We start from the raw sequence: 12,977 nt of genomic DNA, 5'->3' as shown, positions 1-12,977 counted from the left end.
TAAGTCGTCTTCTGCAACAGTTGGCCGTGATCTAACTGGTTGTCCGATGAAGTCCGAGTCAATTCTGCTTGGGCCAAATGGGAACAGCCAGTGCAGTCAGAAAAACAAGATCCTCCCAAGATCGCCTATTCCATCCAGGAAGCTTGCAAGGCGTCCAGCTTGGGGCGCACCACCATCTATTCGCACATTGCGGCGGGCCGTCTACGCGCTACGCGTATTGGCGGTCGAACCGTCATCCCGGCAGACAGCCTTCACGCACTTATCGAAGGAGGGGCCTAGCCAAAATGCCCGCGCGTCGGGCCAATCCTAACCGCGTCAAGTCGCACTACAGCTATACGGCTGGCGAGCTTGCCGCCTGTCTGGGCATCCACAAGAACACGGTGCGCAACTGGCAGCGTAAGGGGCTGAAACCGATAGATGGCCAGCGCCCCGTCCTGTTCCAAGGCGCAACCGTTCGCGCATTCCTGAAATCGCAACGCACCAGCCGCAAGCAGCCTTGCGCTCCTGGCACACTCTATTGCCTGTCATGCCGCGAACCACGCCGCCCAGCGCTGGGCATGGTAGATTACCAGCCAATGCGCACTGACAGCGGCAACATGCGCGCTATCTGCGAGGTCTGTGAGACGGTCATGCATCGCCGCATTCGCTTTTCCGATCTGGAGCGGAAAATGCCCGGTTGTGAGGTCCAGATCACGCAAGGCCCTTCAAGCCTAAATGGGCAGTTGTCCTCCTCCCTGAATTGTGACTTCGAAAAGGAAGGCTAGACCATGGCAAAACACAACGCTGCAAACGAGCGGGTGAAGCGCGACTACTTCGCGTTCCTGCGAGAGGCCAAGGGCCGCGATACGACAACCATCGACAGGGTGGCGCAATCGCTGGCCAAGTTCGAAGCATCGAACCGACACAAGGACTTTAAGCGCTTCCACAAGGAACAGGCCGTTGCCTTTAAGAAGCGGCTGGGCGAAGCGATCAATGCCAAGTCAGGCGAACGGCTGAGCAAGGCGACGGTGCAATCGACGCTGCGCGACCTGAAATCTTTTTTCGAATGGCTTAGCCGCGAACCGGGTTTCCGCTCGCACATGTCCTATTCCGATGCTGACTATTTTAACCTGAGCGAGAAAGACACCGCCATCGCCCGCGCACGGCGCGAGAAGCGCGTTCCGTCGCTGGAACAGGTGCGCAAGGTGCTGGACACTATGCCAGCCGCCACGGTTCTCGAGCGGCGCGACAGGGCGCTGCTGGCCTTCGCCGCGATCACTGGCGCGCGGGTCAATGCACTAGCCAGCTTCCGGCTCGAGCACATCGATATTGAGGGCGGCTTTGTCGAACAGGACGCGCGGACGGTGCGGACCAAATTCGCAAAGACCTTCCGCACCTATTTTATGCCGGTATGCGAGGGCGCACTGGAGATCGTCGTGGGCTGGATTCGGGAACTGCGCGAAGTCGAACTTTGGGGACCAGCTGACCCGTTGTTCCCGGCAACCGCCATGGGCCTTGGCGATGACGGCGCATTCCAGCCGACCGGGCTTGCCCGCGACGGCTGGGCGTCAACCGGCCCGGTGCGCGAAGTGTTCCGCAAGGCATTCGAAGCGGCTGGCCTACCCTATTACAACCCGCACACCTTCCGCGATATGCTGGTCCGGCACGCGATGGCGATGGACCTGTCCGTCATGGAAATGAAGGCCTGGAGCCAAAACCTAGGCCATTCGGACTTGATGACTACCTTCACCAGCTATGGTCGCGTTTCTACCTATGAGCAGGGCGAATTGATCCGGGCGGCGGGCAACAGCGACCGCGACGAAATGGACGACAGGGCGCTTATGAGGGCTTTGCAAAGGCGGCTGGGCAAGGCTGTCTAGTGGCGCTTGCCGCCAGCCGACAAAGGCCGCTAGATCATTCCCAACATTGGGGAATCGGGCTTGCAACTTTTCAACACCAAGACAATCGACCGGCATGTTGCCAGCGCACCGGCCCCGGACCCGGCGAAGCTCGAAGTTCTGCGCCAATGGGGCGAAACTATCCGCGACGGCTCTATCGAGTCCCAAAAGGAAACCGCACTTCACGGCAACTTCAAGCAGCGCATCATTTGCGAGGTGCTAGGCTATAGCGATTTCAACGACAGCGGCGAATGGACAGTCGATGTTGAAGCGGCGATTGGCAGCGGTTCGGTCGATCTCGCATTTGGACGTTTCACCAAGAATGAAAGCCGGATTATCGCCCCGTTCGAACTGAAGGGCGCGAGAACCAAAGACCTTGACGCGATCATGCCGGGGCGCGCCAAATCCCCGGTCAAGCAGGCATGGGATTACGCCAGCGACAACGTGGGCACCAAATGGGTGCTGGTTTCGAACTACCTTGAAATCCGCATCTACAGCTATGCGGACGGGCGACAATTCTTTGACAGCTTCGATCTGGCGAAGCTCCATGAGCCAGCCGAGTATCAGCGCTTCATGCTGCTGCTGTCAGCCGAGAACCTGCTGTCTGGGCGGACCTTGGCAATTCTCGACGAAAGCCGCAAAGAGGACCGTGACATTACCGCGCGGCTCTATGCTGACTATCGCACCTTGCGCAGCGACCTGATTGGCGCAGTTAATGCTGAGCGGCCCAATGACGACCCGCTTGAATCGATCCGGCTGGGCCAGACCATTCTGGACCGCGTGCTGTTCATCGCCTTTGCAGAAGACAATGGCCTGTTGCCCGATGACAGCCTGTTGAGCGCCTTCCAGCACAATGACCCCTACAATCCCAAACCGGTCTGGCAGACGTTCCTGGGCCTGTTCAACGCCATTGATCAGGGCAACAGTCAACTTGACATTCCGCGCTACAATGGCGGACTGTTCCAGCCGAATGAGGCAATCCGCGCCCTCAATATTCCCGACCACATTTGCGAGGGATTCAAGCGGCTGGCTGAATACGATTTTGCCAGCGAGATTTCCGTCACCGTGCTGGGCCATATATTCGAGCAATCGATTGCCGATGTGGAACAGCTACAGGCTGAAGCGCTTAGCGAAGCGCCAGTCGAGAAGAAGGCCAGCGGCACTAGTGGACGGCGCAAGCGCGATGGCGTGGTCTATACGCCAGACTATGTGGCGCGCTTCATTGTCGATCAGACGCTTGGCGCGCATTGCCGGGAAATCTTTGCCGGGTTGCTGGATCAATACGCAAAGAAAGGCGCGAAGGCCGATGATGACCCGATTGCGTGGAAGTCGGCCAAGGCAGAGCGCGAAGCATGGGCCGCCTATCGTGACCGGCTGACACACTTGCGCATTGTCGATCCTGCCTGCGGCTCTGGCGTATTCCTGATTATGGCCTTCGACTACATGAAGACCGAATTGCAACAGGTCAACGCCAAGCTGGCCGAGCTTGAGGGCAAGGGCATGGCGGGCAACCTACTGGACCCGGACAGCGAAATCCTCACCAACAACCTTTTTGGCGTCGATGTGAACAGCGAGAGCGTGGAAATCGCCAAGCTGAGCCTGTGGATCAAGACCGCAAAGCGCGGCAAGGTGCTCGACAGTCTGGACGCCAATCTGCGCGTCGGCGACAGCCTGATCGAAGACAGCAGCTTTGCCTATCGAAGCCATGGCTTCGAATGGAAATCCGCGTTTCCGGAAATCTTCGCTGAAGGCGGTTTTGACGTCGTGCTGGGCAATCCGCCCTACGTGCGGATGGAACTAATCAAGCCGATGAAACCGTGGCTTGAGAAGCGCTATGAAGTCGTTTCGGACCGCGCGGACCTCTATGTTTATTTCTTCGAGCGAGGGGTAAAACTTCTGAAACCCGGAGGGCGGCTGGGGTTCATCAGTTCACGAACATTCTTCAGCAGCGGCTCCGGCTCGGCCTTGCGCAGATTTCTGAAGAGCTCCGTGACTATCGAGAATATTGTAGACTTCGGTGAAGTACAAATCTTCGAAGGGGTAACAACATACCCAGCAATTTTGACCTTGGTCGCGACCCCTCCCCAAAGCACTCATTCGCTTGAGTTTTGGAACGTAGATTCCATCCCCGAGGGCAGCTTCCAAGACTTCTATGAGGACGTCCGGAAACCATATCGGCAATTCGATCTCAGCGAGGGCTCTTGGCAGCTTGAGGACCAAGTGGTCGCCGCATTGCGTGACAAACTCTTGGGTGACCGAAAGACATTGGAGGAGCGCTACGGATCACCGATGATGGGAGTGAAAACTGGCCTCAAGGCCGCGTTTGTGATCGATACCCCAACGAAAATAGGAATATGCCAAGATGATCCGAAATCGATCGACCTTCTAAAGCCACTAATTGAAGGCAAAGGCCTTCATCGCTGGGGAGCTAGCTCGGGGGACGACTGGCTAATCTACACCCCAAAAAACCGGGTGAACATTGCTGATTACCCGGCGATCCGAAAATGGCTCATGCCGTTCAAGGAGCGGTTAGAACGCCGAGCTACAAAGCAGGAGTGGTTTGAACTTCAACAGGCTCAGGAAGCTTACGTTCCAATTCTGGAATCTCCAAAGATCATGTGGAGCGATATTGCTTCAGAAGCGCGATGTCATTTGGATGAATCGGCCAATTTTTGTGAAAACACCGGCTACTTTCTGAAGAGCGCATCGAACGCCCTCGTCGCATACCTGAACTCAAGCGTAGCGTGGTTCATAATTAAGGCTCTAACAGCCAAAGCGCGGGGCGGATATGCTCGCTTTCAAACGCAATACGTTGAGCAGTTGCCAATCTTGGACGACATAGAAGTCGACCCGATACTAAATGAGTACTCCGAACGATGTCATTCTGCAGCCGAAAAGCGCTGCGAACTGCAGCAGTCGATCACCCGCCGTATTCCCGACCTTGCCGCAGAGCCGGGCAACGCCGAGCTCTCCAACAAGCTCAAGCAATGGTGGGAACTGCCCGACTTCGCCGCCTTCCAGAAGGAAGTAAAAAAGGCGCTGAAGGCCACCATCCCGCTTCAGGAACGCAATGAATGGGAAAACTGGATCACCAAGACCCGCGCCGAGATCAACGCGAAAGTTTATGCTCTGTTTGACCTCACGCCCGACGAGATCGCCCTGCTGGAAGCGAATATCTGATCGCTCTAGTAAGCCGCCTATCGGGGAGCGGTTATGGGAACAACTCTACTCCAAGATTAAATCATAAATAAAATCAAAGGAAAGTGGCGGAGACGGAGGGATTCGAACCCTCGATACCCGATATGGGTATGGTTCCTTAGCAGGGAACTGGTTTCAGCCACTCACCCACGTCTCCGCAAGCACGCATGCCAAGGCTGTCTGACGGCAAGCGAGAGCCGCGCTATAATGGCGCGCTTCACAGCCTGCAAGGGAGAGAATGCGGGAATTTTCGCGCGCTTACGATGCGTTGCGTCCCTTTAAGCCAATTGCCGCCTCCACGACTCGGTTCACCGTGTTTTCGATTCGGTTCACCGCCGCGTCATTGTCGTAGCTTCACCAAGCGATTCTGGTTCGAACATTGAGGGTCATTGCGAGCCCTTTCGAGGAGCATACCATGAAGCGCTTTTCCGCATTCATCAAAAGCTGGGGCTTGGCTCTGGCGATCGTGGGCGCCGTGCCCGTCGCCGCACAAGAGCTTGAAAGCATCGATCCTGACGCTGCCTATGGCCCCGCCGAGCAAGGCGATCTTGCGCCGCTTCCTGATTATGTGAGCCCTGTCCCGCAAGAGCAGCAAACAACCGCCACTCAGGCTGCTCCTTCTGACGAGGTTGTGTACAGTTCCGAGCCGCTCCCAGGAACGCCTGCGCCAACATGGGCTGATCCGGAGCCTGCAGAAGCGCCTGCGATGACGGATGAAGAGCTCGCAGCGGCTGAGACCACTTATGGCGAGGACGATCTTATCGGCGCTGCTGAAGGTGTATTCGGCGATGGCGCTAAAGGCATTGCCAAGATGATCGAAAAGATGCTGGCTGAACAAGGCCGCCCTAACGGCTACATCGTAGGCCGCGAAGCAGGCGGCGCTTTTGTCGTCGGCGCGCGTTATGGCTCGGGCACGCTCTATCACAAGGTCGAAGGCGAGCGCCCGGTCTATTGGACCGGCCCTTCGATCGGCTTTGATGCTGGCGCGAATGCAGGCAAGACTTTTGTCCTCGTCTACAACCTGTTCGACACAGAAGAGCTTTACGAGCGCTATCCGGCTGGTGAGGGCCAAGCCTACGTGGTCGGCGGCATGCATGCGAGCTATCTGCGCAAAGGCGATGTCGTGCTGATCCCGATCCGCATGGGTGCTGGCCTGCGTCTTGGCGTCAATGCCGGCTATATGAAGTTCTCCAAGAAGCAGCGCTGGCTGCCGTTCTAATTCTCGCTCCAAGCAGTCGGACATTACCGGATAGCGAACAACCCGACGCGATAAGTGCATTTGCCTGTTGCGAGGAATGACGCAGCGCGGCAAAGGAGCTTCGCTATGCTTGAGAACCTCGCAACCCAACCGCCTGACGCGCTGCTCGCGCTCATCAAAATGCACGCCGCTGACACGCGGACGGACAAGATCGACTTGGGCGTCGGTGTGTACCGAACGGGGCAAGGGGACACACCTGTGTTCGAAGCGATCAAACAGGCTGAACAGCGCTTGGTCGATACACAGGATTCGAAAGCCTATCTTGGGCCTGAAGGCGATATGGGCTTTGTTGAAGCGCTGATGCCCTATATCTTCGGTGCCAACCCGACCCATGGCGGACGCGTCACTGGCATGCAGACGCCAGGTGGTACCGGTGCGGTTCGTCTGGCTGTTGCGCTTGCCAAGAATGCCGGTGCAGAGCGGCTTCATCTGGGTGTTCCCAGCTGGCCTAACCACGCGCAAATTCTCAATGATGTCGGGATCGAGACAGTGACGTTCTCGCATGCGCGCGAAGACGGTACCGCAGACCTTGAAACAGTGCTGAGCGTTATCGACGCTGCTGGCCCGAAAGAAGCAGTGCTTCTCCACGGCAGCTGCCACAACCCGACAGGGATCGACTACACAGCAGACGATTGGGACGCGATTGCGGATGCGATTGTAAGCGCCGGCACGTTCCCGATCATCGATGTCGCGTATCAGGGCCTCGGCTACGGCATGGAAGAAGACGCGGTAGGCCTGCGCACAGTGCTCGCCAAAGTCGAGGAAGCTTTCATCTGCTACAGCTGCGACAAGAATTTCGGCATGTATCGCGACCGCGTCGGCGCGTTCTATGCCAAGGCTGCGACCGCCGACCAGCTTGAGACGACCTTTTCCAACGCCAACGCACTGGCGCGGGCGAGCTGGTCGATGCCGCCTGACCACCCCGCTGCTGCGATCCGTATAATCCTGCGCGATCCGGAGATGACGCGGGTCTGGCTCGACGAGCTTGAAACCATGCGCGAGCGTCTTCGTCTGGTTCGCAAGACGCTGGCTGATGCGGGCACTGCGGGCAGTGTCGATCTGACGCCGCTTGGCCGACAAAATGGATTGTTCGCGATCCTTCCTGTGACGCCTGAGCATGTGAAGGCACTGCGCGAGGATCATGCGATCTACATGGCCGGTTCGGGCCGGATCAACGTTGCAGGCCTCACGATGAGCAATATCGAGAAGTTCATTGACGCGCTTGCTAAAGTCACCGGCTGAGTGACGGTCAGGACCGTCCGCTCCCGAACGGTTCGCACGATACGCTAAGCGTGTTTTTTCAAAACGCGTCATCGCGGCGGATTCGCAAGTCGTGATGCCCCGCGCGAACATCGCGCGAGCAGCGTGAGAAGCGCAGAATTGTCAGCTTTCCGGCTTACGCCGCTATAGCGGCCTGCGCGCAACCTGACGCGCCAGATACCGGTCTCCACCCGCCATGCAAGCTCGCAAAGTGTGACCTTCCGGTGAGGCCGCGCGCGATCGCGCGCGATGGAGCTTGAGGCTGTTAAAGGCGCAGCACGATTTCGGCCACGTGCGACCGCAGCATCCCAGGCTGCCGCAAAGCTTTCTGCACCCCGACGCGTGCGCAGCCGATAAGCGGTTTCGCGCTGCATTCCGACGCGCCTTGCGGCTTCGCGGACGCAGCCAGTTTCTGCCAGGTGACCGATGAATTCGGCTTGCCGCAGTGGTGTCCAGTCATCGCTGCGTTGACGGACAGGTACTGCGTGGAAAGGGGGAATACGAGCGCTGCGAAGTGGGAGCGGTTGCATAGGGAGGTAGCTGCCGCATGATGCGACGAGTAGGAAAGCACGAGCGATGAATTTCGGAACCAATGCTTGGCTCACCCATTGAATAGATTGAAAACAAAGGAGATTTATTCATGCCCGCACCAATCGCTACACTTGCCCTCGTAACCCTTGGCGGTGGATTGGCTCTTGGCGGATGGTCGTACAAGCGCGCTAAGGATGCGCAGAAGAAAGACCCCAAGCCCGCGCTGACGGAAGCAGTCGCTAACGGAAAGATCGCTAATGATCAGGACGAGCGCGCTCCCGCAGCCGACGCCAAGACCGTGCCGCAGCAAAAGGCCGCGAAATCGGTTGCAAGGAAAACCAAGGAGAAAGCTGCATAAGCAGTACTCGAAGTGCCCCTTTCAAAGGGGCATGTACATGGAAAAGGACCGCTCCATTCGCTTGGGGCGGTCCTTTCTTTTTGCGACCTTTGGGCGACGGATTAAGCGTTTTAGAACCAATCCTGCTTTGACTATGATGGTGCCAGATCGCGCGAAGGGCTCGTCTTTTCCGGCGTTGTCTGGCGCGGCGGGTTGGCGCGCTGCGGATCGCTTGACGGGCTCGTACGCGCAGGCGGAGGGTTCGTCCGGACTGGACGCGTGATTGATGTCCGGCGAGGCTTGGGCCTCCAGTAATCGGCTTTGAGCTTATATTCGTGCCCGCATACCGTGCCTGCATGGCACGTGAAGTTCACGCCGTTGGGCGGCAGTTGCACTTTCAACTGAGGAAACCATACCGGCCAGTCCCAATTGCGCGACCACACGGCGATATCGACATAAGCACGGCCAACCAAACCCGGTGTCATCTGGAAACCGAGATTGTAAACCGGATCGCTCACTCTGAAGCGGCTGAAGCGATTGTTGTTCACTTCCAGCGGATAGCGCTTGCCGCTTTCCGACATAGTTATCGTGTTGTTCGCAACATGATCGCGAAGCCTGAAGCTGAGCCCGTTTGAGAACAACTCCATCTTCACGGCCGGATGGATCTTTGCGCCAACTATGCCAAAGCTCGCGCGGTTAGCCAGAAAGTCGACTTGCTCGATGGTGCGAATGACAGGCGGCGTTGTCTGACCCGGGCTTGGCGGCTTGAACTGGCCATTGGTGAATGGCGAAGGGAGTCTGTCCGTGAGATCGGTTCCGACTTCGACACCGAAATTGCCTGAGCGGTTATGCGTCAGCTTGTACAGCACCCCTGCATAGGCATTGGCCTCCGCAACGAGTTCCTGTCCGCTGAAGAGTTGATGGTTGGCAAGCCCAGTGCGTGAGTATTGGTTGGTGTTTGCATTCACTGGCTGGAACACAGGACGAAAAAAAGCGCGCTCTTGCCCGTTCTTGTGGCGGTACTCGTACGTTCCATCCATGCGTACCGGGAAGCGCAGGCCAAAGCCGTAGCCAAAGCCTGCATAGGGCTCGACATAATAGGTCTTTTTGCAGCCCCAGATGCACCACGCCACAGTAATCGAGACGCGTTTGCGCCATTCATGCTGACGGCCCAGCGTGAAGCCAGTGAGGTAGAATTCACGATCAACCGCGATATTCTCGCTAATGTCTAGCTGAGGTGCGGCTTGGAAATCGGTCATACCTTGCGGGCGGGTCGGGGACGTGCGCAAATCTGTGGGGCCCTGCCGATGGGCCGGAGGAAGCGAGCTTTCCGGCGCGGTTCCGCCAGCGGCGAGAATGCGCGCATCGGCTTCTTCACGTTCGACCGAGACATCCGCCAGCTCAAAGCTTTGACGACGGGGACGTTCGCTGGTGCCGAAAGCCGGCCGCGCACGGATGCGCAGGTCTTGCGCTTCCAGGTTAGGCACGAACATCACCTCTTCGACTTCGATCTCTGCACGGTTGATGAGCTCTTCCTGCAAGGCTTCATCGCTCAGCGCCGACAGGCGGGTCGCTTCCGCTTCACCGATGTCCGCACGCCTTGAAGGATCGGCGAGATATTGGCGTAGCTGCGCTATATCGGCGTCGATTTCCGCCTGTTGTTCCGCAGCGATCGTATTGGCTTCCGCAATCGCTCTGCTGCGCTCCGAAGGGTTGGCGATATAGCGAGCGCTCGCTTGCGGATTGGCAAAGCTGCTCGCACGGCGCGTATTGCTCTGGCGGGTCCAGCACTCCGCACCCTGAGCGGCAACTGCGCGGCGACCGCTCGGTGTCGAGCACGCGCCGGGTTCCAACTGGTAAGCGATGAACTGCCGCACGACGAGACCTTCAGGGATCTCCGCCACTTCCAGCGTATCGGCGCGCACTGTCGCGATTTGCGGGCGCGCGCGCAGGCGCTGGGCGACGTTGATTGGTGCCGCAGGGTTATTGAGCACAGGCCGCAGGTCAGCCTCGCCTTGTTCCAGCTGAATGACCGGCTGAGCGCGTACCTGCTGTACGCTCATACGCCGTTGCACCTGGCGCTGCTCAAGCAGGGCATCAGTGCTTTGCGCTCGCAGCACCACAGAATTGGCTGGAGCTTCGATTTGCAGCTCTGCGGGGCGCTGGACTTCCATGCGCTGCGCTTGAACCGGCTGCATCCGCAGCTCTTGCGCGGCGGCATAGCTGGCTAGCGCGCTGGAACAGACCACACCTGTGAAAAGAAAACGTCGCAACATCAAACCCCTCCCAAGGTTTGCGCGCGGCTCTCTCGACGGAACTCAAGCGCGCAAGATGGACTTGCGACCTCAATTAATAGACGAGGCTACTGTAATGTGGGTTCAGCGGCAAGTCGGCGGGTTAACCAAGCGCACCTTGTGAGCAATCAACTCGCCAGTGACTGCATCCGCTTCAGGTAACGCGCAAGCACATCGATCTCCAGATTGACATGATCGCCAGCCTTGAGCTCACCAAGGGTCGTCACTTCGCCGGTATGCGGGATGATATTGAGGCCGAAATCGCATGCGCCATCCGCCTGATCTTCAACCGAGTTTACTGTCAGCGAAACACCGTTGACTGTAATCGAGCCTTTGGCGGCAATGAAAGGCGCGATTTCTCTAGGCGCGCGAATGACGATCCGCCAGCTGTCGCCTTCAGGGACAGCCGCGATGACTTCGCCCACAGCATCGACATGGCCTGTCACGATGTGGCCGCCAATCTCATCGCCGACACGCAAGCTCGGCTCGATATTCAGCTTCGCGCCTTCAGCCCACATCGCTGGCACAGTGCGGCTGGTTGTTTCGGCAGAGACATCGACGTCGAACCATGCATCGCCTGCGGTTCCGCCGCGCTCAACCACTGTCAGGCAAACGCCCGAACACGCAATTGAAGCGCCGATCGCAATCTTCGACGGATCAAGCGGTGCCGCAATGCGCAGACGCAAATCGCCGCGCTGTTCGACTTTGCTGATGGTTCCGATGGCGGTGACGATACCTGTGAACATGGTTTGCGCTTGAGCTCCTTATCGGGTGCGCTGATAGGCGGTGAATGTGTCGCTGCCAAGCTGGCGCTTTTCCGCAATCGCCCAGCGGCCATGTGCGGCTGGCAAATCGGTGAGGCCAAGATCGCCAATCGCGCGCAGGCCATCGCCGATGATGATGGGCGCGCGGTAGATCTCCAGCCGGTCAACCAAGTCAGCTTTAAGGAAGCTTGCAGACACTTCCGCACCCCCTTCGATGTAGAGATACTGCACGCCATCCAGCGTGCTGATCTGCTCCGGCGCGTTGATCACCTTTACACCGTCCGGAGCCACGCCTCGAGTGAGCAGAACCCGCCGCGGCGAGCGGTGTTCCAGACCTTGCAAGCGGACATCGAGCCGCGGCTTGTCCGCTCGCCAGGTTCCGCCGCCTACGAGGATCGCATCCGAGAGCGCGCGGCGCGAATGGACATGCGCGCGCGCTTCATCGCCGGTGATCCATTGGCTAGTGCCGTCCGCCAGCGCGATACAGCCATCAAGGGACATGGCGATCTTCAGCGTAACATGCGGACGGCCTCGCTCAGCACGAGTAAGATAGCCGGCCAGGCTTTCGCGAGCGGAAGCACTCTCCAGGACAGTCACTTCGATCCCAGCATCCTCAAGCAGGCTGACCCCTTGCCCAGCTGTCCGCGAGTCCGGATCGAGAATGCCGATCACAACGCCCGTAGGCTTTGCTTGGGCGAGCAATTCCGCACAGGCAGGACCTCTCTCGGACCGGTGCGCACATGGCTCCAGCGTCACATAGGCTGTCGCGCCTGCTGCTTCGCCGCTTGAGAGATTGCTCAATGCGTGCGCTTCTGCATGCGGGCGACCGCCACCTTGCGTCCAGCCGCGCGCGATCACACGGCCATCTCTAACTAGGATTGTTCCGACACTCGGGTTTGGAGAACTTGCCGGGCGGCCTCTCAGCGCAAGTCGCGCAGCGGCATCCATCCAGCGCGCATCATCCGCCCCATTATTCGGCAAGCTCAGCCTCGCTTGCGCTGCTGCCGGTTGACGGCTCTTGCTGCGCTGCTGCCGCTTCCTCAGCGGCGCGCTCGGCTTCGATCTCCGCTTCCATTGCATCGACATCAATGCCTGTTGCGCGGCCTAGCTCGCGGTACATATTGCGTTTCTCTTCCGCGATACGCTCTTGCTCGGCGGCGATCGCATCCTTGCGTTCCTGATTGGCTATATTGGATGCCATGATTTCCTCATCCGTGCGATCGGGAGCGAAGCTGGTGATCCAGGTTACTTCCGGTCTTGCAGGCGGTGCAGTCACACTTTGCGCTGTCGCCCACAGCATGATGATGATCACAGGAATTGCAGAGGCGAGCAGGATGGCCCAGCGATAGGGCTGGGGCTTTTTGAATTCATTCCAGAAATCAGCGATTCCCGGCGCGGGATTGAACCGCGACTTGGCAAGTTTCTCCGTGAGCATGTTGGCAACATAGGGATCGCTTC

The 12,977-nt window shown here is 58.4% G+C and carries 12 protein-coding genes and 1 tRNA gene; 7 read left to right on the top strand and 6 right to left on the bottom strand.

Annotated elements, in window-relative coordinates; all coding sequences use genetic code 11:
- The first annotated feature begins 90 nt into the window (after positions 1 to 90).
- Genes HUO12_RS14605 through HUO12_RS08435 form a run of 4 tightly spaced genes read left to right on the top strand, consistent with a single transcriptional unit; the run spans position 91 to position 5,057 of the window.
- Positions 91 to 279, top strand: a complete 189-nt coding sequence (locus HUO12_RS14605; RefSeq protein ID WP_176273144.1) for a helix-turn-helix domain-containing protein — start codon at positions 91 to 93, stop codon at positions 277 to 279.
- 5 nt (positions 280 to 284) lie between these two features.
- Positions 285 to 764, top strand: coding sequence for a helix-turn-helix domain-containing protein (locus tag HUO12_RS08445; RefSeq protein ID WP_176273143.1), 480 nt, complete (start codon positions 285 to 287; stop codon positions 762 to 764).
- 3 nt (positions 765 to 767) lie between these two features.
- Positions 768 to 1,859, top strand: a complete 1,092-nt coding sequence (locus HUO12_RS08440; protein WP_176273142.1) for a tyrosine-type recombinase/integrase — start codon at positions 768 to 770, stop codon at positions 1,857 to 1,859.
- Between the two features lie 60 nt (positions 1,860 to 1,919).
- Positions 1,920 to 5,057 carry an Eco57I restriction-modification methylase domain-containing protein gene (locus HUO12_RS08435; protein ID WP_176273141.1) on the top strand — a complete coding sequence of 1,046 codons (3,138 nt, stop codon included), beginning with the start codon at positions 1,920 to 1,922 and terminating at the stop codon, positions 5,055 to 5,057.
- Between the two features lie 84 nt (positions 5,058 to 5,141).
- On the opposite strand, the gene HUO12_RS08430 is transcribed toward HUO12_RS08435, so the two are convergent.
- Positions 5,142 to 5,232: transfer RNA gene (locus tag HUO12_RS08430), tRNA-Ser, on the bottom strand.
- Between the two features lie 258 nt (positions 5,233 to 5,490).
- Between HUO12_RS08430 and HUO12_RS08425 the strand changes: the two genes are divergently transcribed.
- On the top strand, positions 5,491 to 6,294 hold the full coding sequence (locus HUO12_RS08425) for a DUF1134 domain-containing protein (RefSeq protein ID WP_176273140.1): 804 nt from the start codon (positions 5,491 to 5,493) through the stop codon (positions 6,292 to 6,294).
- 105 nt (positions 6,295 to 6,399) lie between these two features.
- Positions 6,400 to 7,575 (top strand): amino acid aminotransferase, encoded by a 1,176-nt coding sequence (locus HUO12_RS08420; protein ID WP_176273139.1) that lies wholly within the window; start codon positions 6,400 to 6,402, stop codon positions 7,573 to 7,575.
- 68 nt (positions 7,576 to 7,643) lie between these two features.
- On the opposite strand, the gene HUO12_RS08415 is transcribed toward HUO12_RS08420, so the two are convergent.
- Positions 7,644 to 8,123, bottom strand: a complete 480-nt coding sequence (locus tag HUO12_RS08415; protein ID WP_176273138.1) for a hypothetical protein — start codon at positions 8,121 to 8,123, stop codon at positions 7,644 to 7,646.
- Between the two features lie 110 nt (positions 8,124 to 8,233).
- Here HUO12_RS08415 and HUO12_RS08410 point away from each other — a divergent pair, with 110 nt between their 5' ends.
- Positions 8,234 to 8,482, top strand: coding sequence for a hypothetical protein (locus HUO12_RS08410; protein ID WP_176273137.1), 249 nt, complete (start codon positions 8,234 to 8,236; stop codon positions 8,480 to 8,482).
- A 131-nt stretch (positions 8,483 to 8,613) separates the two neighbouring features.
- Here the strand turns inward: HUO12_RS08410 and HUO12_RS08405 are convergent, their stop codons facing one another.
- The 4 genes from HUO12_RS08405 to HUO12_RS08390 all read right to left on the bottom strand — a co-directional run bounded on the left by HUO12_RS08405 (position 8,614) and on the right by HUO12_RS08390 (position 12,954).
- On the bottom strand, positions 8,614 to 10,737 hold the full coding sequence (locus HUO12_RS08405) for a hypothetical protein (RefSeq protein WP_176273136.1): 2,124 nt from the start codon (positions 10,735 to 10,737) through the stop codon (positions 8,614 to 8,616).
- 146 nt (positions 10,738 to 10,883) lie between these two features.
- Positions 10,884 to 11,501 (bottom strand): riboflavin synthase, encoded by a 618-nt coding sequence (locus tag HUO12_RS08400; RefSeq protein WP_176273135.1) that lies wholly within the window; start codon positions 11,499 to 11,501, stop codon positions 10,884 to 10,886.
- A gap of 18 nt (positions 11,502 to 11,519) precedes the next feature.
- Positions 11,520 to 12,467, bottom strand: a complete 948-nt coding sequence (ribD, locus tag HUO12_RS08395; protein WP_176274365.1) for a bifunctional diaminohydroxyphosphoribosylaminopyrimidine deaminase/5-amino-6-(5-phosphoribosylamino)uracil reductase RibD — start codon at positions 12,465 to 12,467, stop codon at positions 11,520 to 11,522.
- Positions 12,468 to 12,489: 22 nt separating this feature from the next.
- Positions 12,490 to 12,954, bottom strand: a complete 465-nt coding sequence (locus tag HUO12_RS08390; protein ID WP_176273134.1) for a hypothetical protein — start codon at positions 12,952 to 12,954, stop codon at positions 12,490 to 12,492.
- Positions 12,955 to 12,977 lie beyond the last annotated feature (23 nt).

The sequence above is a fragment of the Altererythrobacter lutimaris genome, assembly GCF_013371495.1.
Lineage (GTDB): Bacteria > Pseudomonadota > Alphaproteobacteria > Sphingomonadales > Sphingomonadaceae > Erythrobacter > Erythrobacter lutimaris_A.
The sequence above is the reverse complement of the archived record's forward strand: the minus strand, read 5'-3'. Positions and strand labels throughout refer to the sequence as shown.

Bases quoted from the DNA above. Each gene is read 5' to 3' on its own strand.
- HUO12_RS08425 (WP_176273140.1), top strand. From the start codon at position 5,491: ATGAAGCGCTTTTCCGCATTCATCAAAAGCTGGGGCTTGGCTCTGGCG.
- HUO12_RS08400 (WP_176273135.1), bottom strand. From the start codon at position 11,501: ATGTTCACAGGTATCGTCACCGCCATCGGAACCATCAGCAAAGTCGAA.
- HUO12_RS08415 (WP_176273138.1), bottom strand. From the start codon at position 8,123: ATGCAACCGCTCCCACTTCGCAGCGCTCGTATTCCCCCTTTCCACGCA.
- HUO12_RS08445 (WP_176273143.1), top strand. From the start codon at position 285: ATGCCCGCGCGTCGGGCCAATCCTAACCGCGTCAAGTCGCACTACAGC.
- HUO12_RS08405 (WP_176273136.1), bottom strand. From the start codon at position 10,737: ATGTTGCGACGTTTTCTTTTCACAGGTGTGGTCTGTTCCAGCGCGCTA.
- HUO12_RS08390 (WP_176273134.1), bottom strand. From the start codon at position 12,954: ATGCTCACGGAGAAACTTGCCAAGTCGCGGTTCAATCCCGCGCCGGGA.
- HUO12_RS08410 (WP_176273137.1), top strand. From the start codon at position 8,234: ATGCCCGCACCAATCGCTACACTTGCCCTCGTAACCCTTGGCGGTGGA.
- ribD (WP_176274365.1), bottom strand. From the start codon at position 12,467: ATGGATGCCGCTGCGCGACTTGCGCTGAGAGGCCGCCCGGCAAGTTCT.
- HUO12_RS08420 (WP_176273139.1), top strand. From the start codon at position 6,400: ATGCTTGAGAACCTCGCAACCCAACCGCCTGACGCGCTGCTCGCGCTC.
- HUO12_RS08440 (WP_176273142.1), top strand. From the start codon at position 768: ATGGCAAAACACAACGCTGCAAACGAGCGGGTGAAGCGCGACTACTTC.